Below are 19,378 nucleotides of genomic sequence, written 5' to 3'. Positions count from 1 at the left end.
ATCCGCTCTCAGTGTTGCATCTCGCCCATCTGCTTACGGGAGTCGCCGGTCTTGTCGAGGATGATGCTGTCGTCGGCCTTGCCTTCGACTTCCAGGATGCCGATCAGGCCCTTGGTGGCGCGGCTCAGCGCATGGTCGACCAGGGCGTATTTGCCGGGATAGTCGACCTTGAACTCCACCATCGTGGCGCCGCCGGGGGCGACGGTCACGGTCTGGATGCCCTTGGCCGGTTCGGTCTCCAATCCGCCCATGTTGTAGACGCGGTCGAAGATCTCGCCGATGACGTGGAAGGATGAGGTCAGGTTCGGGCCGCCGACGCCGAAATACAGGCGGACCGTCTCGCCGACCTTGGCCTTCAGCGGCTTGTCCTTGGTCAGCGCGCCGACCGTGCCGTTGAACACCAGATAGCTCGGACGCTCGTTGACGAGACCGTCATAGTCGTCCTCGGCATTCGTCATGTTCTTCGCCTTGGTGGCGTAGATTTCCTGTTGCATCACGTAGAATTCGTGATCCACCGGCGGCAGGCCGGCTTCCGGTTCCACCACGATCAGGCCGTACATGCCCTTGGAGATGTGGTGGGCGACCATCGGCGTGGCGCAGTGATAGACATAGACGCCGGGGGTCAGTGCCTTGAAGGTGAAGGCCTTGGTCTGGCCCGGCTCCACCTGGGTGATCTGGCCGCCGCCGAGGAAACCGGTCGCGGCATGGAAGTCGACGGAGTGGTTCATCGTCGATTCCGGCGCGTTGGCGATGGAGACGTCCACCGTGTCGCCGACCCGCACCCGCACCATCGGGCCGGGCACCGTGTTGTTGAAGGTCCAGTAGGTGTAGGTGGTGCCGTCATCCAGCTTGGACTCGACTTCCGTCGTGACCAGCGAGACCTTGTGGGTCTTCGGCGCACGCTTGCCGGCCTTTTCCGGGGCGGGAACCGCCGCCGGGTCCATGACGACGCTGTGGGTGGGTTGCTTGACCTTCGGGTCGGCGTAGAGGGTGTCCGCCGCCGAAGCGGCACCGATACCGGAGAGGATCATCAGGGCGGCGGCGCTGACGGTGACGAGGGAGCGCGAGGTCTTCATGGCGTCGTCTCGGGGTTTGTTTCTTGTGAGGTAATATTCCTCCCGTTCTCCCCCTCTCTTCTTGACCGCCGTCAAGTGGAAGGCCTGGGCGCAACTTTGTCGCAGGCCTTTTTTATTTCCATACAACCAATAAGGATTTTCCTACTACGATTTTGGACGGAAAGCGACGCAAATGGCCGGGTCCGTTTCGATGCGGCCGGCGCCGATCAGGTCCAGGCAATAGGGGATCGCGGGAAACACCGCCTCCAGGCAGTCATGGATGGCGGACGGCTTGCCCGGCAGATTGACGATCAGGCTGCGGCCGCGGATGCCGGCGGTCTGGCGCGACAGGATGGCGGTCGGCACCACCCGCAGGCTGACCGATCGCATCAGTTCGCCGAATCCCGGCATCATCTTGTCGCATACCCGCTCCGTCGCTTCGGGCGTCACGTCGCGCGGGGCGGGGCCGGTGCCGCCGGTGGTGACCACCAGATCGCAACCGGCGACGTCGCACAGCTCAACCAGGGTGGCGGCGATCAGGTCCAACTCGTCCGGGATGACCCGAGGCTCGGCGATCCAGGGCGAGGCGACGATGCGCGTCAACTCCTCCCGGATCGCCGGGCCGCCCTTGTCCTCGTAGACGCCGCGGCTGGCACGGTCGGAGATGGTGACGATTCCGATCTTCACCGGTGCGGGCGTCGCGGCATTCGCGTCGGTCATTGTTCTGGGTCCTTATGGAGTCAGGCGGCGCAGGCGACCTGCCGGTACAGTGCCGGCAGCGCCTTGGTCAGGTGGGAAACCTGCGGGAATATGGCATAGGCGCCGCGTCCGAACAGATAGGGCACGTAATCGCGGGCCATCGCATCGACGGTGATGGCGAAAACGGCCAACCCATCGCGCCTCGCCTCGCGGATCGCCTCTCGGGTGTCCTCGATGCCGTAACGGCCCTCGTAATGGTCCACGTCGTTCGGCTTGCCGTCGGTCAGCAGGACCAGCAGCCGGTGACGGTTCGGACGCTCGGCCAGTTGGGCGGAGGCGTGACGGATCGCCGCGCCCATGCGGGTGTAGTAGCCGGGCTTCAGCGCGCCGATCCGGCGGGTCACGATGGCCCCCAGTGGTTCGTCGAAGCCCTTCAGCGTCTGCACCCGCACCCAGTCGCGCCGGCGCGAGGTGAAGGCGTAGAGCGCATGGTCGTCGCCGCAGGCGGTGAGGCCATGGCTCAGGGCCAGCAGCGCCTCCTTCTCCACGTCCAGCACCCGGCGGCCATCGATCCAGCCGTCGGTCGACAGCGAACCGTCGACCAGCACGGCGACGGCGAGGTCGCGGGCGGCGTTGCGCGCCTGCTGATGCACACGGTCGCTGCCGCATCCCCCGGCCCGGAAATCGGCCCGGCTGCGCACCAGGGCGGTCAGATCCAATTCGTCGCCGTCAGCCTGTCCGGTGAACAGCATGCGCTTCGGGCGCAACGCTTCGAACTGGCGGCGGACCTGCCGGATGCGGCGGAGCGCGGCGGCGTCGGGCTGCCAGGACTCGCCGTCGGCAGGCGCGGTCTCCGCGACCACCCGGCAATGGTTGGGCAGATGGGCGCGGCGGCGGTGGTCCCATTCGGGATAGGTCAGGGTCGCCGTCAAAGGCGTGTCGTCGACGGCCTGCGCACCGAGGTCGAGGTCGAGCTTCAGCGTGGTCGAAGCCTTGCGCTGGTGGGTGCCGACGGCGATCTCGTCCAGGTCGTCGGCGGCCTTGCGGGCGTTCTCCGCATCGTCGTCGTCGACCGCGCGCGGGATGTTCAGCGCCTCGGCGAGGCTCAGCATCTTCTCGAAGCGGTTCAGGATCAGCGGGTCGTTGCGCTGGATCTGGTCGGTCTGCCGCCGGGTTGCGGCACGGCGGCGCTGGTCGCCGTCTGCCGCCTGTCCCCCCTCGCCCGGACTTTCAGCGGCAGCGGCGAGCGAGCGCTCGGTCGGTGGCGCCACAAGGCCCCACAGCGGAACCGGCAGCAGGCGGGCATAGCCGTAGGGGGCGGTAAAGTCCGACAGCGGGATCGCCGGGTCGAGCATCCGCGCCGCGACCGGCGTCGCGGCTCCGGTGCCCAGCAGCGCCAGGACGGCGCACTCCACATCGGTTTCCACCGGCGGCAGGCGTCGGATCGGGCGGATTCCGGCGACGGCGCGGGCAAGTTCTTCATGGAGGCGGCGCAGGCCCGGCCAGCGCGTCAGCACCGCCGCCGTGGTCGCCGCGGCGCTGCGCAGAAGCTGCAGGTCGGCTTGCAGCGGGTCGGCGGGCAGCGGCACCGCTTCGGCATGGGCGAAGAAGGCGGCCAGCCATTCATACAGCCGCTCGTTCAGCGCCGCGTCGGGGAACTGGTCGATGGCGGCCGGCAGTTGAAGGACATCGCCGTCCAGCGCCGCCCGTTCCACTCGTTCCGCCCCCAGCCCGATGCGGTCGAGCAGGGGAAGCCGGTGTCCAGAGGCCGTCGCTGTCCCCGCGGCCAGCCGCACCCCGCGGTCACCACCGAGAGCGCGGAAGAACACCGCAAGCCGCGGTCGCATCGTTTCCAGCGTCACCGCGGCATCGGGATGGTGCGGATAGCTCGACCGCCCGCCGATCAGGCGGTGCCACAATCGGCCGACGGTCTCTTCCGGCTCGAAGATTTCCAGCATGATGCGCACACTCCCAACCTGTCGGCTTGCAGCAGCCGTCCCTCACATCTTCGAACCGAAGAAAACCCCCTCTCCCCGGGGGGAGAGGGGATCTCGCTTTCCCCAACCGCTTCTACCCCAGCGTGACCTCGGCCACGCGGAGCAGGCCGGCGCGGATGTCCGGGTCGTCGGTCAGCGGCTCGATCAGGGCGGCGCGGATGGCGCGTTCGGGCTTCATGCCGGAGCGGATCAGCGTGGCGCAGTAGATCAGCAGGCGGGTCGACACCCCCTCTTCCAAATCCTGGCCCTTCAGCGCGCGCAATGCGTTGGCGAGGCGGACCAGCGGGACGACGCGGTTCTCGGTCAGACCGCTTTCGGTCGCCACGATGGGGATTTCCCGCTCAGGCGCCGGAAAGTCGAACTCGACGGCAAGGAAGCGCTGGCGGGTGCTGGGCTTCAGCGCCTTCAGGACATTCTGGTAGCCGGGGTTGTAGGACACCACCAGCATGAAGCCCGGCGGCGCTTCCAGCGTTTCGCCGGTGCGGTCCAGCGGCAGGATGCGGCGATCGTCGGTCAGCGGGTGCAGAACGACGGTGACGTCCTTGCGCGCCTCCACCACCTCGTCGAGATAACAGATGGCGCCTTCGCGCACGGCGCGGGTCAGCGGACCGTCCGCCCATACGGTGTCGCCGCCCTTCAGCAGGTAACGCCCGGTCAGGTCGGCGGCGGTCAGATCGTCATGGCACGACACGGTGTAGAGCGGCCGGCCGAGCTTGGCCGCCATATGGGCGACGAAGCGGGTCTTGCCGCAGCCGGTCGGTCCCTTCAGCAGAAGCGGCAGCCGGTGTTGGTAGGCATGCTCGAACAGCGCGCACTCGTCGCCGGTCGGCTGATAGAAGGGCAAGGACAGGGAGGGGCGGATCGGGACGGCGGCGTCGGGCATCGCAGCGGAACTCCAGAAAAAAGACGGCCCCTGCGCGTGCCGGATGACCGACGGAGCGCAGGGGCCGGAGGGGACGTCACTCGGCCGGCTGGTAGCTGGCCGGGATCGAGGCGGGCCGCTCCTCGCGGGCCGGACCGAAGATGGCGTAGAGGTAGACCAGCACGCCCGCCGCCACGGCGACGCCGGCGCCGAGGCGCATCCAGTAGAACAGCGCGATCTGTGCCTGCACCTCCATGTAGTCCATGCCCAGGACGCGCTGCAGATGGGTCTGCACCACGCCGGCCACGGTCAGGGCGAAGGTCATGAAGGCCATGCCGCCGCTCATCAGCCAGAAGCTCCACATGTTCAGGACCTGATTGTAGGGCTGCAGGCCGCGCAGGTAGGGCATGGCGTAGGTGATGATGGCGAGGTTGATCATCGCATAGGCGCCGTAGAAGGCGAGGTGCCCGTGCGCCGCCGTCACCTGGGTGCCGTGGGTGTAGTAGTTGATCGGGGCCAGCGTGTGCAGGAAGCCCCACAGCCCGGCGCCGAAGAAGGCGAAGACCGCGCAGCCCAGCGACCACAGCATCGCCGCCTTGTTCGGGTGACGCCGGCCACTCTTCCACACCATCATGAAGGCGAAGACGACCATGGTGAAGAAGGGGGCGACTTCCAGCGTCGAGAACAGCGAGCCGATCCACTGCCAGTAGCCGGGCGTGCCGATCCAGTAGTAATGGTGGCCGGTACCGAGGATGCCGCTGAACAGGGCCAGACCGACGATGGCGTACAGCCACTTCTCGACCACTTCGCGGTCGACGCCGGTCATCTTGATCATCAGGAAGGCGAGGATGGAGGCCAGCACCAGTTCCCACACGCCTTCGACCCACAGATGGACGACGTACCACCAGTACATCTTGTCCAGCGACAGGTTCGACGGGTTGTAGAAGGAGAACAGGAAGAAGATGGCGATGCCCCACATGCCCACCAGCAGGATGTTGGTGATGACCGTGCGGCGGCCTTTGATGACCGTCATCGTCATGTTGTAGAGGAACATCAGCGCGACGACGACGATGGCCCCCTTGATCCAGGTCGGCTGTTCCAGGAACTCCCGCCCCTCATGGATGCGGAAGACGTAGCCGACCACGGCCGCCAGCGCGCCGAAGACGAACAGGCCGAGCTGGATCAGCGCCAGTTTCGGACTGTGCAGCTCGGTCTCCGATTCTTCCGGGATCAGGTAGTAGGCGGCGCCGAAGAAGCCGATCAGCAGCCAGACGATCAACGCGTTGGTGTGGATCATCCGGAGAACGTTGAAGGGCAACAGCTCCGAAAGCGTGTTGGGCAGGACATAGACGACACCGGCCAGGAGACCCACCAGGATCTGCACGCCGAACAGTCCCATGGCCGCCGCGAAGTAATAGAGGGCGACTTTTTGCGATTCGTACTTCATGACGGAATTCTCCTCAGCCGGACAGCTTGGGCGGCCAGTTCTGGGTGTTGATCCGGCTGGTCCATTCCAGGAAGGCGGCCAGATCCTCGACCTCGGCGTCGGTCAGGTTGAATTGCGGCATCTGGCGCCGCCCCTCGATCCCGGACGGCTGTGCGGCCATCCAGCCCTTCAGGGCCATGACAGCCCCGTCGTGGTCCTTGTCGCCGCCGTAGCGCAGCCAGACATTGCCCAGCTCGGGGGCGAAATAGGCGCCTTCACCCAGCAGCGTGTGGCAGTTGATGCAGGAGTTCTTTTCCCACACATGCTTGCCGCGCGTGACGGCATCGGACAGCGTCTTCTTGTCCGTACTCGTGTTGACGATGTAATTGTGGCTGAGCGCGGTCAACGCGATGAAGGTCGCGAAGAAGAACAGCGATCCGCCGTAAAAGATGTTTCGCGCGGCCGCCTTGGTAAAGCGTTCGGTCATCGCTCGGGATCCCTGGCAATCTCGATTTTTCGTCGAGTGGGGTCGGTTCGGAAGGCGTTGGGTGCGCGAAGCCGGGGGCCGGAAGCCGGGCGTCGCAGCGTCTTACCGCCACGGGTCGGGCGAATAATTGACCGTGGAAGGAGGGCATTCCTTGACCGCGGTCAAGCCGGCCGGAGCAGGGCCGGACTATCGTTCGCATACATGATGAGAAGGATCGGACATGGCCGACGTTGACATGACGGCCCCGCAGGACAGGCCGGGCGGACTGGATGCCCTGCCCGGCAACCTGATGATGTGGATTCTGATCTTCAGCGAGCTGGCGGTGTTCGGCGTGGCCTTCCTGGGCTTTGCGATCGCCCGCGTGCTGGATCCCGCCACCTTCGCCGCCGGGCAAGCTCACCTGAACGGCACGCTGGGAGCGCTGAACACCATGGTGCTGGTCACCAGCGGATATCTCGCGGCCCGTGCCGTCGCCGCTGGACGGCGCGGCAACGCGAAGCAGGCGCGCCGGGCGATGCTGGCTGCCGCAGCGGTGGGATCGGTCTTCCTGGCGGTGAAGGCGGTGGAGTATTCCGCGACGCTCGGTGCCGGGCTGACCATCGACAGCGACACCTTCTTCACCCTCTATTTCCTGCTGACCGGCTTCCACGCCCTGCATGTCGTGCTGGGCATCGTCATCCTTATGCTGGTATCGCGATCCGGGCCGGAAACGCTGGTGGAGAATATGGAGACCGGGGCAGCCTTCTGGCACATGGTGGATCTGGTCTGGGTGATCCTCTACCCGCTCGTCTACCTGATCCGCTGAGGAGACCGACCATGGAATTGCTCAAGAAAATCGATCGGCTGACGCTGTCCTGGCTGGTCCTGATGGGGCTGACGGCCGTGACCCTGCTGTTCGCCCGCCATGGCGATGCGGGCGGCGGGGTCGGCATCGCCGGGGCGGCCCTGCTGCTGGCGCTTGCGGTGGCCAAGGGAAGGGAAATCCTTCTGCATTACCTGGAACTGGACCATGCCGGGCCGGGATGGCGCCTGTTGATGACCGCGTGGCTGGTGCTGCTGTGCGGCGCCATCCTGCTGGTCACCGCCGCCGGGGCGTTGGGATGGATCGGCCCGCATTGACGAACTTCAAGGACGATAGCCGATGACCGAGTTCAAGCTGGGCCTGCTTATCGCCAGCCTTGCCGTGATCGTGTTCGCGGTGGCGCTCTACCGCCAGCGGGCGCTGGGGCGCAACGGGCTGGTCACCGCCATCGCCGCCACTGCCGCCGTGTTTGCGGCGATGTTCTTCACGCAGTGACCGCCGCACCGGCTCGCCATGCATGGAGGTGTCGCACGGCGGCAATGCGCCGCGAGGATGCGCCGGCGACATCTTCGACATTGTCGGCGGGGCCGCAAAAGTGGAGGATCGCCGCGGCCGGGCCGGCTTCCCGTTATCGGTGCCTGCCCGCCGTCATCGCCTCTTCCCTCTGCAAGGACCGGACGAACCGCCATGTTCAACGCGCTTTCCCGCCAGCCCGACGACGCCCTGCTCGCCTTGATTGGCCTGTACAAGCAGGATCCGCGGCCGGGCAAGGTCGATCTCGGCGTCGGGGTCTACCGTGACGAGGAGGGGCGCACCCCGGTCTTCCGCGCGGTCAAGGCGGCCGAGCGCCTGCTGCTCGACGGGCAGGACAGCAAGTCCTATCTGGGGCTGGAAGGCGACGCGCTGTATCTGGAGCGTCTGTGGTCGCTGGTGGGCGGCGATGCCGGCACCAAGGTTGTGGCCGCCGGCGTGCAGACTCCCGGCGGGTCGGGCGCGCTGCGTCTGGCCGCCGACCTCGTCCTGCGCGGCGGATCGAAGCGCGTGCTGGTCGGCCAGCCGACCTGGCCGAACCATGTCGGCATCTTCGCCGCCGCCGGGCTGGAGGTGGTCAGCCATCCCTTCTTCGATACCGCCAGCCAGACCGTTCTGTTCGACCGCATGGTCGCGGCGTTCGAGGCGGCGCAGCCCGGCGACGTCGCCCTGCTGCACGGCAGCTGCCACAACCCGACCGGCGCGCCACTGTCGCTCGACCAGTGGAAGACCCTGGCGGCGGTGCTGGAGAAGCGCGGCGTGCTGCCGCTGGTCGACCTTGCCTACCAGGGCTTCGGCCGCGGGCTGGACGAGGATGCCGAGGGGCTGCGCCACCTGATCGGCGCGGTTCCGGAGGCGCTGGTCGCCGTGTCGTCCTCCAAGTCCTTCGGCCTCTACCGCGAGCGCACCGGCGCCATCTTCGCCGTGTCGGCGACCCAGGCGCCGGCCGATCTCGCCAAGTCGAACCTGATGGCGCTGGCCCGCACCAGCTATTCCATGCCGCCCGACCATGGCGCCGCGGTGGTCCGCACCATCCTGAGCGACGCCGCGCTCACCGCCGACTGGACGGCCGAACTGGACGGCATGCGCGCCCGCATCACCGGCATCCGCCGCAAGCTGGCGGCCGGGCTAGCCAACGCCTTCCCCGCCCTGACCGCGGTGGCGGAGCAGGAGGGCATGTTCTCCCTTCTGCCTCTGACAGAGGCGGAGGTGCTGCGCCTGCGCGCCGACCATGCCATCTACATGCCGACCTCCGGCCGCATCAACATCGCCGGCCTGAAGACGGCCGAGGTGGACGATGTGGTCGCGAAGTTCGCCGCCCTTCGCTGAGCCGGGAGACGACGAGGATGGCCGCGACCCTTCAGGCCCCGCCCGCGTCGGTGGAGCGCCACCAGCTGTATGAAGACGCGCTCGCCATGCTGATGGGCACGCTGTTCATCGCGCTGGGCATGCTGATCTATTCCAAGACGATGCTGCTGACCGGCAGCACCGCCGGACTGTCCCTGCTGCTGAGCTACATCACCAAGGTTCAGTTCGGCATCATCTTCTTCGTCATCAACCTGCCCTTCTACTGGCTGGCGTGGAAGCGGCTGGGCTGGAAATTCACCGCGCGCACCTTCATCGCGGTGGGGCTGGTCACGATCTTCTCGCGCCTAACCGAGCAGTGGGTGGGGTTCGCCCATCTCGATCCGGTCTATGCGACGGTGGTCGGCAGCGGCCTGTGCGGCACCGGCCTGCTGATGCTGTTCCGCCACCGCACTGGGCTGGGCGGCGTCAACATCCTGGCGATCTACCTGCAGGAGAAGCACGGCATCCGTGCCGGCTATTTCCAGCTGGGCGTCGATCTGGCGATCCTGGCCGGCGCCTTCTTCGTGCTGGCGCCGGACCGGCTGCTGCTGTCGGTGGTGGGGGCGGCCATCGTCAACCTGACACTGGCGATCAACCACAAGCCGGGGCGCTATCTGGGGATGAGCTGAGGCGTCGGCTGCAAAGATCTCCCTCTCCCCCGCTCTCGCGCAAACGAAGTTTGCGCTGACGCGGCAGGCGGACCACAGGTCCGCTGAAAGCGGGGAGAGGGTCGGGGTGAGGGAGATGCACCGCGTGCCTTCCCGAGAATCCTCGCCGCGCTTCCCCCTCACCCTAACCCTCTCCCCGGGGGGGAGAGGGGATTCTCTCCTGCGTCACATCTCTCACCGCCCGCAGCAGGCCTTGTGCTTGCGCCCCGAACCGCAGGGGCACGGATCGTTGCGGCCGACCTTCACCACCCGGCGCGGCGGATCCTTGGGGTTCAGCACGCTGTCGACATAGAGCCAGCGCCCATCGACCCGGCGGAAGCGCGACCGTTCATGCACCGGCCATTCCTCGCCGTCGCGGCGGAAGGTCAGGAAGAACTCGACCATGCCGTCGTCGCCGTTCTCCTCCGACTTCATCACCGTCAGCGGTCCCCACTCGCACTCCTCTGCCACGCGGACGGCATCGTCACGGCTGAAGGCGGCGCGGATTTCCGGGGCGCAGCTGCGCTCGATATGGTCGATGTCGTGGCGGACAAAAGCGGTGTAGCGCGACCGCATCAGTGCCTCGGCACTGGGGGCGGGCTCCCCCGCCAGGATCGGGCCGCAGCAAAGGTCGAAGTCGCGGCCGGAACCGCAGGGGCAGGCGGACATGGACAGGCATTCCATTGCGAGAAATCGGAACCGGCTATCGTGTAGCAGGTGCCACGCCGTGCAGGAACAGGTCGGTCGCCTTGTCGACGAAGGCGTGGCGCTCCTCCTCCGTCGGCTGCGGGCAGAGGCCCAGCACCAGCTGGCAGTATGAGCCTCCCTGCAATGCGGTCAGGAACTGCCGGGCCACGAACTCCGGATCGTCGGTCGCGATCACACCGCGTTCGGCCAGCCGGGTGAACAGTGCGACGAAATTGGCGATGCCCTGCTCCGGTCCCGCCCGGAAATAAAGCTGTGCCGCCAGCGGCATCCGTGTCGCCTCCCCCGCCACCGACTGGTGGACGCGGATCGCCGCTTCCGACCAGATCAGATCGACGAAGCGCCGGCCGACCTGGACCAGGATTTCGCGCAGCGGTAGGCCGTCGAACATCTCCGGTGCGAAGCGCAGACCACGCCGTTCGCACTCGGCGGAGATCACCGCCGTGTACAGCTCTTCCTTGGATGGGAAGCGGGTGTAGAGGGTGGTCTTCGATACGCGCGCCTGCTGGGCCACCTGATCCATCGAGGTCGCGGCGTAGCCAAGCTCCAGAAACACCTCCCGCGCGGCGGCAAGGATCTGTTCCGCCTTCGCATCATGGGAGGCGGACGGCTGAGACGCTTTTTGCTCCAATGACTGCACTGAACTGTACCGTTCACTCTTGACGTTGCTCGGATGCCGGAGTAGGACGGTAGCAGTACGATACAGTCCAGTCCAGTGGGGAGACGTGGTATGGCGCGATTCCGCGAAACACGGTTTGCGTCCGCCTTCATGGCGACCGCCGCCATGTTGACGGTGGCGGGGCTGCTGACCGGCTGCAACGAAACGCATTCCGCCTCCACCCCTGCGGAGGCGGAAGTCAGGCCGGTGCGAGTCGCCACGGTCGCCCTGGAACCGCTGGTCGACAGCGTTCGTTATCCGGCGGTGATCCGTCCGCGGGTGGAGGCCGATGTCGGCTTCCGCGTTGGCGGCAAGGTCACCGCCCGGCTGGTGGAGGTCGGCACCCGCGTCGAACCCGGCATGCCGCTCGCCCGCCTCGACCCCACCGACCTTCAGTTGCAGATCCGCGCCTCGCAGGCGCAGCTCGCCTCGGCTGAGGCCGACGCGGCCAACGCGCGCAGCGACTTCCAGCGCTATGCCAGCCTGCGCAACGGCGAATGGACGACGCGGCAGGAATACGACCGCCGCAAAGCGACCCTCGACAAGGCCGAGTCCAAGGTGCGGGAGGTGGAGGCGCAGCTGCGCGTCCTGAGCAACTCCGCCCAATATGCGACCCTGCTGGCGGACGAGGCCGGCATCGTCACCGCGACGCTGATCGAGCCGGGACAGGTGGTGGCATCCGGCCAGACCGCCCTGCGCGTCGCACGGTTGGGGGCTCTGGAGGCCGTCGCCAACATCCCCGAACAGCAGGTGGGCGCCCTGCCCCGCCAGAAGCTGTCGGTGGAACTGTGGTCCCACCCCGGCCAGAGCATTGCCGGCAGCTTGCGCGAAGTCTCGCCCAGCGCCGACGCCAGCACCCGCACCTTCCAGGCGAAGATCGCGCTGGCCGATCCGCCGCCGACGGTCCAGCTCGGCATGACCGCGACCGTCACCGCCGCCGCCGATCACGGGGCGCCCGTCGCCCGCCTGCCGCTCAGCGCGCTGACCCAGCGCGAGCAGAAGCCGGCGGTCTGGGTGCTGGCCGCCCCCGACGACCGGCTGGAACTGCGCCCGGTCACCATCGCCGCCTATGCCGGCGACCTCGCGCTGATCGGCGGCGGGCTGAAAGACGGCGAGCGCGTCGTCACCGCCGGCGTGCACAAGCTCGATTCCGGGCAGAAGGTCCGCGTCTGGACGGAGCCGGCACGATGAATCACTCCCGCATGAACCTGTCGGCCTGGGCGCTGGCGCACCGCACGCTCGTGCTGTTCATGATGCTCGCCAGCGTGCTGGCCGGCGCGCTCGCCTACATGAATTTGGGCCGGGCGGAGGATCCGTCCTTCACCTTCAAGGTGATGGTGGTCCGCACCCAATGGCCCGGCGCCACCGCGCGCGAGGTGGAGCAGTTCGTCACCGACCGCATCGAGAAGAAGCTGGAGGAGGTGCCTTATTACGACGTCTCCCGCAGCTACTCCAAGCCCGGCGAATCGGTGGTCTTCGTCCAGCTGAAGGACTACACCCCGCCGAAGATGGTGTCCGACCTGTGGTATCAGGTCCGCAAGAAGATCGGTGACATCACCTATACGCTGCCCGACGGCGTGGTCGGTCCCTTCTTCAACGACGAGTTCGGCGACGTCTATTCCGCCATCTATGGCTTCATGGGCGAGGATTTCACGCCGGCCCAGCTGAAGAAGGTGGCGGAGCAGGCGCGTGCCCGCCTGCTGAAGCTGCCGGGCGTCGAGAAGATCGATCTGATCGCCCCGCAGGAGGAGCGCGTCTATGTCGAGATCTCCAGCCAGCGGCTCGCCAGCTTCGGCCTGCCGGTGGAATCGGTGATCCAGGCGCTCCAGCGCGAGAACGCCATCGTGGCCTCGGGGGATGTCGATACCGGATCGCAGCGGGTCTATGTCCGCCTCGATCTCGGGCTCGACACCGCCGCTGCGGTGCGCGCGATCCCGGTGGAGAGCGGCGGCCGGCTGCTGACCATCGGCGACGTGGCGGAGGTCAAGCGCGGCTATGTCGAGCCGCGGCGCTACACCCTGCGCTACAAAGGGCGCGACGCCATCGGGCTCGGCGTCGTCATGGCGAAGGGCGGCAACGTGCTGAAGCTGGGCGAGAAGCTCGACGCCGCGATGGAGAAGATCAAGGCGGAGCTTCCGGTCGGGCTGGAGGTGGCGCAGATCGCCGACCAGCCGACGGTGGTCGAAAACTCGGTCGGCGAGTTCATGAAGTCGCTGGCGGAGGCGCTGGGCATCGTCATCCTGGTCAGCCTCGTCAGCCTGGGCTGGCGCACCGGCATCGTCGTGGCGCTGGCCGTGCCGCTGGTGCTGGCGATGACGCTGGTGGCGATGCAGATCCTGCACATCGATTTGCAGCGGATCTCGCTGGGCGCCCTCATCATCGCGCTCGGCCTGCTGGTGGACGACGCCATCATCGCGGTTGAGATGATGGTGGTGAAGATGGAACAGGGATGGGACCGGCTGAAGGCCGGGGCCTTCGCCTACACCTCAACCGCCTTCCCGATGCTGAGCGGCACCGTCGTCACGGCGGCGGGCTTCGTCCCGGTCGGATTCGCGGCGTCGGCGGCCGGCGAATACACCAACTCCATCTTCTGGGTGGTGGCGCTGTCGCTGATGCTGTCCTGGGTGGTGGCGGTGATCTTCACCCCCTATCTCGGCTGGCTCCTGCTGCCCAAGCCCAAGCATGTGGTGCCGGACGGGCACGAGCTGGACATCTACGACACGCGGACCTACCGCATCCTGCGCCGGATGATCGAGGCCTGCGTCCGCGCGCGCTGGCTCACCATCGGCGTGACGGTGGCGGCCTTCGTCACCGCGCTGGTCGGCTTCGGCCATGTGCAGCAGCAGTTCTTCCCGTCCGCCAGCCGGCCGGAACTGCTGATCGACATCCGCCTTGCCGAAGGCTCGTCGTTCGAGGCGACCGCCGCCGAGGTGAAGCGGATGGAAGCGGTGCTGGCCAAGGATCCGGACGTCGATTACTGGGTCGCCTACACCGGCGGCGGCTCCCCGCGCTTCTACCTGCCGCTCGACCAGCAGCTGGAGACCGCCAACTTCGCCCAATTCATGGTCATGACCAAGGGGCTGGAGGAGCGCGAGCATTTCATGCAGCGGCTGGAGCCGACGCTGGAATCCGACTTTCCCGCCGCCCGCGTCCGCATCAGCCGGCTGGAGAACGGCCCGCCGGTCGGCTATCCGGTGCAGTTCCGCGTCACCGGCGACGACCCGGCAACCATCCGCAAGATCGCCTATCAGGTGCGCGACACCATGCGCGCCCACCCCAACACCGCGAACGTCCATCTGGACTGGGACGAGCTGTCCAAGCGCGTCCGGCTGGAGGTGGACACCGCCAAGGCCCGCGCGCTGGGCGTGTCGAAGCAGGACCTGTCCAATGCCCTGCAACTGCTGCTGAACGGCATGTCGGTCACGCAGTACCGCGAGGGGACGGAGCTGATCGGCGTCCTGCTGCGCACCACGCCGGAGGAACGGGCGGATCTGTCGCGCCTTGGCGAGTTGAACATCCGCACCAGCCGCGGCACCACCGTGCCCTTGAGCCAAGTCGCCGCCGTCCGCTACGAACTGGAGGAACCGGTCCTGTGGCGCCGGGGCCGCGAGACGACGATGACGATCAAGGGCGACGTGACCGGCGGCCTGCAGGCCCCGGTGGTCAGCACCCAGTTGAACGGTCAGCTGAACGCGCTCCGCGCCACCCTGCCCGACGGCTACGCCATCACCATGGGCGGCGCCATCGAGGAAAGCGCCAAGGGCCAGGACTCGATCAACGCCATGATGCCGCTGATGCTGCTGATCATGGTGACCACGCTGATGCTGCAGCTGCAGAGCTTCTCGCGCGTGTTCATGGTCCTGCTGACGGCACCGCTGGGGCTGATCGGCGTCACCGCCTCGCTTCTGCTGTTCAACCTGCCCTTCGGCTTCGTCGCCATGCTGGGCGTCATCGCGCTGGCCGGGATCATCATGCGCAACTCGGTCATCCTGGTCGACCAGATCGAGCAGGACATCCGCGGCGGCCGGTCGCGCTGGGACAGCATCGTGGAGGCGACGGTGCGCCGCGCCCGCCCCATTGCGCTCACCGCCGCCGCCGCGATCCTCGCCATGATCCCGCTGACGCACAGCGTCTTCTGGGGTCCGATGGCGGTCGCCATCATGGGTGGTCTGGCGGGCGCCACCGTGCTGACGATCTTCTTCCTGCCGGCGCTCTACGCCGCCTGGTTCCGCGTGCCTCGGCCGGAGGTGGAAGAGGTGGAGGACAACGGGGTGAACGGCGCGCTGCCGAATCCGGCGCTGGGGGATTGATAACCAACTCTCTCGCTCAAGCTTGACCGTGGTCAAGGGACACCCCCGTATCCCATGCGAGGGTGCCGGCACAATCGATCTCCCGATTGCATCATCACTGCTGATGATCCTCTTTCGTACTGTGACTTCGCGCCCGGCGGCATCGGCCACCGGGTGCATTTTTTGTTGCACCTTCTCCGGTTCGGGCCGGTGCGGAGATGGAACGCCGCCGCCCGCAACCTGTTGGGCCATCAAGCAGCCGATCGCCGACAACTGATCGCCTTATTCCTGCCCCGGGGAGAAGACCGTGGCCAATGTCAATCGCCAGCGCCAGCGGATGGTCGACACCCAGATCGCCCGCCGCGGCATCCGCGCCGAACCCGTCCTCAACGCCATGCGCGCCGTCCCGCGTGAGCATTTCGTCGCGCCCGAGATGGTCGAGTTCGCCTATGAGGATTCGCCCCTGCCCATCGGGGAGGAGCAGACGATCTCGCAGCCCAGCGTCGTCGCCGCGATGATCGAGGCGGCGGAGGTCGGCGCAGACGACAGGGTGCTGGAGGTCGGGGCCGGCTCCGGCTATGTCGCGGCGCTGCTGGGCCACATCGCCCGCCAGGGCCGGGGCCGCGTCTTCGCGGTGGAACGGCATCCCAGCCTGGCCCAGTCGGCACGGCGCCGGCTGCAGGATCTGGGGTTCGGCGACGTGACGGTGCGCACCGGCGACGGGACGGAAGGCTGGCCGGAGGAAGCGCCCTTCGACGTCATCCTGGTGTCGGCCGGCGGGCCGGAGGTGCCGAAGGCGCTGATGGACCAGCTCGCCATCGGCGGGCGGATGGTGATCCCGGTCGGCGCCCGCCGTGACCAGACGTTGGTGAAGGTCGTCCGCCACGGTGAGACCGAGTTCGAGCGGGAGGAGCGGGACCGCGTGTCCTTCGTTCCGCTGATCGGCGCCCAGGGCTGGGCGGAGGACGGCACGCGGTCGGCCAGCAACCATAGTCCGGGACGACAGCCGGGAGAGCCGCCCGCCACCCTGCCGGAGATGATTGCCGATGCCGCCGAACCCCTGCCGGATCTCGACAGCCTCGATTTCGGCCGGTTGTTCGACCGTTGGGGCGACCGCCGCGTCGTGCTGTTAGGCGAGGCGAGCCACGGAACCTCGGAGTTCTACCGCGCCCGCGCCGCCATCACGAAGAGACTGATCGAGCGACACGGCTTCACCATCGTCGCGGTGGAGGCCGACTGGCCGGACGCCGCCGTGATCGACCGCTATGTCCGCCACCGCCCCGGCGGCCGGGCGGAGGAGGCGCCCTTCCAGCGCTTTCCCAGTTGGATGTGGCGGAACACCGATGTTGCCGCCTTCCTCGATTGGCTGCACGACCACAACCGAAGCCAGCCGCCGGAGCATCGCACCGGATTCTATGGGCTGGACATGTACAACATGGGCGGTTCGATCGCCGCGGTGCTGGACTATCTCGACCGCGTCGATCCGGAGGCGGCGTCGGCGGCGCGCGAGCGCTACGGCTGCCTGACGCCCTGGCAGCGCGATCCCGCCACCTATGGCCGCGCGGCGCTCTCCGGCGGCTTCCGCAAATGCGAGGCGGCGGTGATCGAGCAGTGCCGAGCCTTGCTGGAAAAGCGGCTGGAGTATGCGGGGGAGGACGGCGACCGCTTCCTCGACGCCGCCCAGAACGCCCGCCTGATCGCTTCGGCCGAGCGCTATTACCGCATCATGTATTACGGCGGGGCGGACAGCTGGAACCTGCGCGACACCCATATGTTCGAAACGCTCGCCAACCTGCTGGAGGCCAAGGGGCCGGACGCGAAGGCGGTGGTCTGGGCCCACAATTCCCACATCGGCGATGCCCGCCAGACCGACATGGGCATCACCCGCGACGAACTGAACATCGGCCAGCTTTGCCGCGAACGCTTTGGCGCGGAGGCTGCGCTGATCGGCTTCGGCACCCATAGCGGAACTGTGGCCGCGGCCACCGACTGGAACGGCGCCATGGAGGTGAAGCGGGTGCGTCCGTCGCGCAGCGACAGCTATGAACGGCTTTGCCACGACGCGGGAGTGCCGCGATTCCTGCTCGACCTTCAGGCGGAACGGAATGGTGCGGTGCGGCGTGCCCTGCTGACACCACGGCTGGAACGCTTCATCGGCGTCATCTACCGGCCCGAGACGGAACTGTGGAGCCACTATTCGGAAGCCACCCTGCCCGGCCAGTTCGACGCCTGGGTCTGGTTCGATGAGACGAGCGCCGTCACCCCGCTGGGGCCGGAGCACGCCCGTCCGGACGTGCCCGACACCTATCCTTTCGGCTTGTGAAAGACACCGGCGTCAGACGAAGAACACCAGCGTGGTCAGGCCCAGCAGCGGCACCAGGATGCCGAAGGACCAGGCCATATAGCCGAAGAAGCTGGGCATGGCGACGCCGCGCTCCTCCGCGATGGCCTTGACCATGAAGTTGGGGGCGTTGCCGATGTAGCTGTTGGCGCCCATGAACACCGCGCCGGCGGAAATCGCTGTCAGCGTCAACGAAAGGTCCGTCATCAGAACCTTCGCATCGCCCCCGGCCGTGTTGAAGAAAATCAGGTAGGTCGGCGCGTTGTCGAGGAAGCTGGACAGAATGCCGGTGGCCCAGAAATAGGCGGCCGGGTTCGGCTTCCCACCCTCGTTCACCGCGGAGATGATGGCGCCCAGCGCGCCGTCGGTACCGGCCTTCAGGATGGCGATGGCCGGGATGATGGTGAGGAAGATCGCGGCGAACAGCTTCGCCACCTCCAGGATCGGTCCCCAGGTGAAGCCGTTCATGCGGCGGCTCTGCTTACTGGTCAGGGCCAGCGACAGGCCGGTGATGCCCAGCAGCAGCAGATTCGACACGATGCTCTCCAGCGGCACCGTCACATGGTACAGCGTGACGCCGGTCCCCGGATGCCAGACGCCGCTGAGCAGCACCGCGCCGACGATCGCCACCAGCAGCAGCAGGTTGACCGATCCTTCGATGCGGATAGGTTCCCGCTCGTGCACGCCTTCGATCAGCGGGTGCTTGCCGGGATCGCGGGTGTGCAGAAAGACGTCGAGAACGAAATAGATCAGCAGCAGCAGGACCGACAGGAAGGCCATCGGCGCAAACAGGTGCACCGTCGGCCAGAAGAAATCGACGCCCTTCAGGAAGCTCAGGAACAGCGGCGGGTCGCCCAGCGGGGTCAGCGATCCACCGACATTCGACACCAGGAAGATGAAGAACACCATCGTGTGAACCTTATCGCGCCGGTGTTCGTTCGCACGCAGCATCGGGCGGATCAGCAGCATCGAGGCGCCGGTCGTACCCATCAGGCTCGCCAGAACGGTGCCGAGCGCCAGCCCGACCGTGTTGGCCAGCGGTGTCCCGACCAGCGATCCGGTCACCCGCACGCCGCCCGCCACCGTGAACAGCGCGGTCAGGAGAACGATGAACGGGATATATTCGAGCAGGACCGTATGCAGCAGTTCGTAGGTCGCCAGTTCCGGCCCAAAGGTCGCGGCGAAGGGCAGCAGGAAGGCGAGAGCCCATATGGCCGAAATCTTGCCGAAATGATGGTGCCACATCACCGGCGCCAGCAGCGGAAACAGCGCGATCGACAGCAGGATGCCGGCGAACGGCACCACCCACACGGCACTCAGCATCCGACCGTCCAGATGAGGTGCTCCGCCATGGGCAACCTCCGCCGCCAGGGCACCATGCGTGCCCAGCAACAGGCCGCCGGCGGCCAGCGCCACGGCGAAGATGGCTGGAAAAAGTGATGGGCGGCGGGAGGGGGAGGAGTCGGTCATCGGTCCGAACGGTAGGCTGACGAAAGGACCGGGAGTATGAGGACTGACGGAACGTAAGCCAA

17 protein-coding genes are annotated in these 19,378 nt (G+C 67.1%); 8 read left to right on the top strand and 9 right to left on the bottom strand.

Translation table 11 applies throughout. The annotated features are described in order from the left end of the window. Positions 1–8: 8 nt before the first annotated feature. The 6 genes from nirK to FZ983_RS23525 form a co-directional block, all read right to left on the bottom strand. Positions 9–1,076 (bottom strand): copper-containing nitrite reductase, encoded by a 1,068-nt coding sequence (nirK, locus tag FZ983_RS23550; RefSeq protein WP_149225926.1) that lies wholly within the window; start codon positions 1,074–1,076, stop codon positions 9–11. Positions 1,077–1,220: 144 nt separating this feature from the next. Then, positions 1,221–1,775 (bottom strand): molybdopterin adenylyltransferase, encoded by a 555-nt coding sequence (gene mog / locus FZ983_RS23545; protein WP_149225924.1) that lies wholly within the window; start codon positions 1,773–1,775, stop codon positions 1,221–1,223. 20 nt (positions 1,776–1,795) lie between these two features. Further along, positions 1,796–3,712: a VWA domain-containing protein gene (locus tag FZ983_RS23540; protein WP_149225922.1), complete on the bottom strand. Its 1,917-nt coding sequence runs from the start codon at positions 3,710–3,712 to the stop codon at positions 1,796–1,798. Between the two features lie 112 nt (positions 3,713–3,824). Beyond that, the gene (locus FZ983_RS23535) at positions 3,825–4,634 is read right to left on the bottom strand and encodes a CbbQ/NirQ/NorQ/GpvN family protein (protein WP_149225920.1); all 810 of its coding nucleotides are present in this window, start codon (positions 4,632–4,634) and stop codon (positions 3,825–3,827) included. 76 nt (positions 4,635–4,710) lie between these two features. Next, entirely contained in the window at positions 4,711–6,060 is a 1,350-nt protein-coding gene (locus tag FZ983_RS23530) for a cbb3-type cytochrome c oxidase subunit I (RefSeq protein WP_149225918.1), read from the bottom strand. 13 nt (positions 6,061–6,073) lie between these two features. After that, the gene (locus tag FZ983_RS23525; RefSeq protein WP_149225916.1) at positions 6,074–6,526 is read right to left on the bottom strand and encodes a cytochrome c; all 453 of its coding nucleotides are present in this window, start codon (positions 6,524–6,526) and stop codon (positions 6,074–6,076) included. Between the two features lie 220 nt (positions 6,527–6,746). On the opposite strand from FZ983_RS23525, the gene FZ983_RS23520 reads away from it, so the two are divergent. The 5 genes from FZ983_RS23520 (at position 6,747) to FZ983_RS23505 (ending at position 9,835) form a co-directional block, all read left to right on the top strand. Beyond that, positions 6,747–7,331: a cytochrome c oxidase subunit 3 gene (locus FZ983_RS23520; RefSeq protein ID WP_149225914.1), complete on the top strand. Its 585-nt coding sequence runs from the start codon at positions 6,747–6,749 to the stop codon at positions 7,329–7,331. A gap of 11 nt (positions 7,332–7,342) precedes the next feature. Beyond that, positions 7,343–7,645, top strand: a complete 303-nt coding sequence (locus FZ983_RS23515; RefSeq protein WP_247883943.1) for a cytochrome C oxidase subunit IV family protein — start codon at positions 7,343–7,345, stop codon at positions 7,643–7,645. Between the two features lie 22 nt (positions 7,646–7,667). Continuing rightward, the gene (locus tag FZ983_RS34265; protein WP_188092470.1) at positions 7,668–7,823 is read left to right on the top strand and encodes a hypothetical protein; all 156 of its coding nucleotides are present in this window, start codon (positions 7,668–7,670) and stop codon (positions 7,821–7,823) included. A gap of 192 nt (positions 7,824–8,015) precedes the next feature. Then, a complete protein-coding gene (locus tag FZ983_RS23510) occupies positions 8,016–9,188 on the top strand; it encodes an amino acid aminotransferase (RefSeq protein ID WP_149225912.1) in 1,173 nt (390 codons plus the stop codon). A gap of 17 nt (positions 9,189–9,205) precedes the next feature. Next, positions 9,206–9,835, top strand: coding sequence for a YitT family protein (locus tag FZ983_RS23505; protein ID WP_149225910.1), 630 nt, complete (start codon positions 9,206–9,208; stop codon positions 9,833–9,835). Positions 9,836–10,048: 213 nt separating this feature from the next. On the opposite strand, the gene FZ983_RS23500 is transcribed toward FZ983_RS23505, so the two are convergent. Beyond that, positions 10,049–10,522 carry a YchJ family metal-binding protein gene (locus FZ983_RS23500; RefSeq protein WP_149225908.1) on the bottom strand — a complete coding sequence of 158 codons (474 nt, stop codon included), beginning with the start codon at positions 10,520–10,522 and terminating at the stop codon, positions 10,049–10,051. Between the two features lie 34 nt (positions 10,523–10,556). Further along, the gene (locus FZ983_RS23495; protein WP_149225906.1) at positions 10,557–11,198 is read right to left on the bottom strand and encodes a TetR/AcrR family transcriptional regulator; all 642 of its coding nucleotides are present in this window, start codon (positions 11,196–11,198) and stop codon (positions 10,557–10,559) included. 90 nt (positions 11,199–11,288) lie between these two features. Between FZ983_RS23495 and FZ983_RS23490 the strand changes: the two genes are divergently transcribed. The 3 genes from FZ983_RS23490 to FZ983_RS23480 all read left to right on the top strand — a co-directional run bounded on the left by FZ983_RS23490 (position 11,289) and on the right by FZ983_RS23480 (position 17,828). Beyond that, a complete protein-coding gene (locus tag FZ983_RS23490) occupies positions 11,289–12,407 on the top strand; it encodes an efflux RND transporter periplasmic adaptor subunit (RefSeq protein ID WP_149225905.1) in 1,119 nt (372 codons plus the stop codon). Beyond that, positions 12,404–15,526, top strand: coding sequence for an efflux RND transporter permease subunit (locus FZ983_RS23485; RefSeq protein WP_149225903.1), 3,123 nt, complete (start codon positions 12,404–12,406; stop codon positions 15,524–15,526). The genes FZ983_RS23490 and FZ983_RS23485 overlap by 4 nt, the downstream gene beginning before the upstream one ends. A 286-nt stretch (positions 15,527–15,812) precedes the next feature. Continuing rightward, positions 15,813–17,828 (top strand): protein-L-isoaspartate(D-aspartate) O-methyltransferase, encoded by a 2,016-nt coding sequence (locus FZ983_RS23480; protein ID WP_149225901.1) that lies wholly within the window; start codon positions 15,813–15,815, stop codon positions 17,826–17,828. Positions 17,829–17,840: 12 nt separating this feature from the next. Here FZ983_RS23480 and FZ983_RS23475 read toward each other — a convergent pair whose 3' ends face one another. After that, on the bottom strand, positions 17,841–19,316 hold the full coding sequence (locus tag FZ983_RS23475; protein WP_149225899.1) for a sodium:proton antiporter: 1,476 nt from the start codon (positions 19,314–19,316) through the stop codon (positions 17,841–17,843). Positions 19,317–19,378: the final 62 nt, after the last annotated feature.

The organism is Azospirillum sp. B21 (assembly GCF_008364825.1).
Lineage (GTDB): Bacteria > Pseudomonadota > Alphaproteobacteria > Azospirillales > Azospirillaceae > Azospirillum.
The sequence above is the reverse complement of the archived record's forward strand: the minus strand, read 5'-3'. Positions and strand labels throughout refer to the sequence as shown.

What these genes read in the sequence shown, in the direction of transcription:
- FZ983_RS23520 (WP_149225914.1), top strand. Translation starts at nt 6,747, where the DNA reads ATGGCCGACGTTGACATGACGGCCCCGCAGGACAGGCCGGGCGGACTG.
- FZ983_RS23515 (WP_247883943.1), top strand. Translation starts at nt 7,343, where the DNA reads ATGGAATTGCTCAAGAAAATCGATCGGCTGACGCTGTCCTGGCTGGTC.
- mog (WP_149225924.1), bottom strand. Translation starts at nt 1,775, where the DNA reads ATGACCGACGCGAATGCCGCGACGCCCGCACCGGTGAAGATCGGAATC.
- FZ983_RS23530 (WP_149225918.1), bottom strand. Translation starts at nt 6,060, where the DNA reads ATGAAGTACGAATCGCAAAAAGTCGCCCTCTATTACTTCGCGGCGGCC.
- FZ983_RS23525 (WP_149225916.1), bottom strand. Translation starts at nt 6,526, where the DNA reads ATGACCGAACGCTTTACCAAGGCGGCCGCGCGAAACATCTTTTACGGC.
- FZ983_RS23535 (WP_149225920.1), bottom strand. Translation starts at nt 4,634, where the DNA reads ATGCCCGACGCCGCCGTCCCGATCCGCCCCTCCCTGTCCTTGCCCTTC.
- FZ983_RS23500 (WP_149225908.1), bottom strand. Translation starts at nt 10,522, where the DNA reads ATGTCCGCCTGCCCCTGCGGTTCCGGCCGCGACTTCGACCTTTGCTGC.
- FZ983_RS23475 (WP_149225899.1), bottom strand. Translation starts at nt 19,316, where the DNA reads ATGACCGACTCCTCCCCCTCCCGCCGCCCATCACTTTTTCCAGCCATC.
- FZ983_RS23485 (WP_149225903.1), top strand. Translation starts at nt 12,404, where the DNA reads ATGAATCACTCCCGCATGAACCTGTCGGCCTGGGCGCTGGCGCACCGC.
- FZ983_RS23490 (WP_149225905.1), top strand. Translation starts at nt 11,289, where the DNA reads ATGGCGCGATTCCGCGAAACACGGTTTGCGTCCGCCTTCATGGCGACC.
- nirK (WP_149225926.1), bottom strand. Translation starts at nt 1,076, where the DNA reads ATGAAGACCTCGCGCTCCCTCGTCACCGTCAGCGCCGCCGCCCTGATG.
- FZ983_RS23505 (WP_149225910.1), top strand. Translation starts at nt 9,206, where the DNA reads ATGGCCGCGACCCTTCAGGCCCCGCCCGCGTCGGTGGAGCGCCACCAG.
- FZ983_RS23540 (WP_149225922.1), bottom strand. Translation starts at nt 3,712, where the DNA reads ATGCTGGAAATCTTCGAGCCGGAAGAGACCGTCGGCCGATTGTGGCAC.
- FZ983_RS34265 (WP_188092470.1), top strand. Translation starts at nt 7,668, where the DNA reads ATGACCGAGTTCAAGCTGGGCCTGCTTATCGCCAGCCTTGCCGTGATC.
- FZ983_RS23510 (WP_149225912.1), top strand. Translation starts at nt 8,016, where the DNA reads ATGTTCAACGCGCTTTCCCGCCAGCCCGACGACGCCCTGCTCGCCTTG.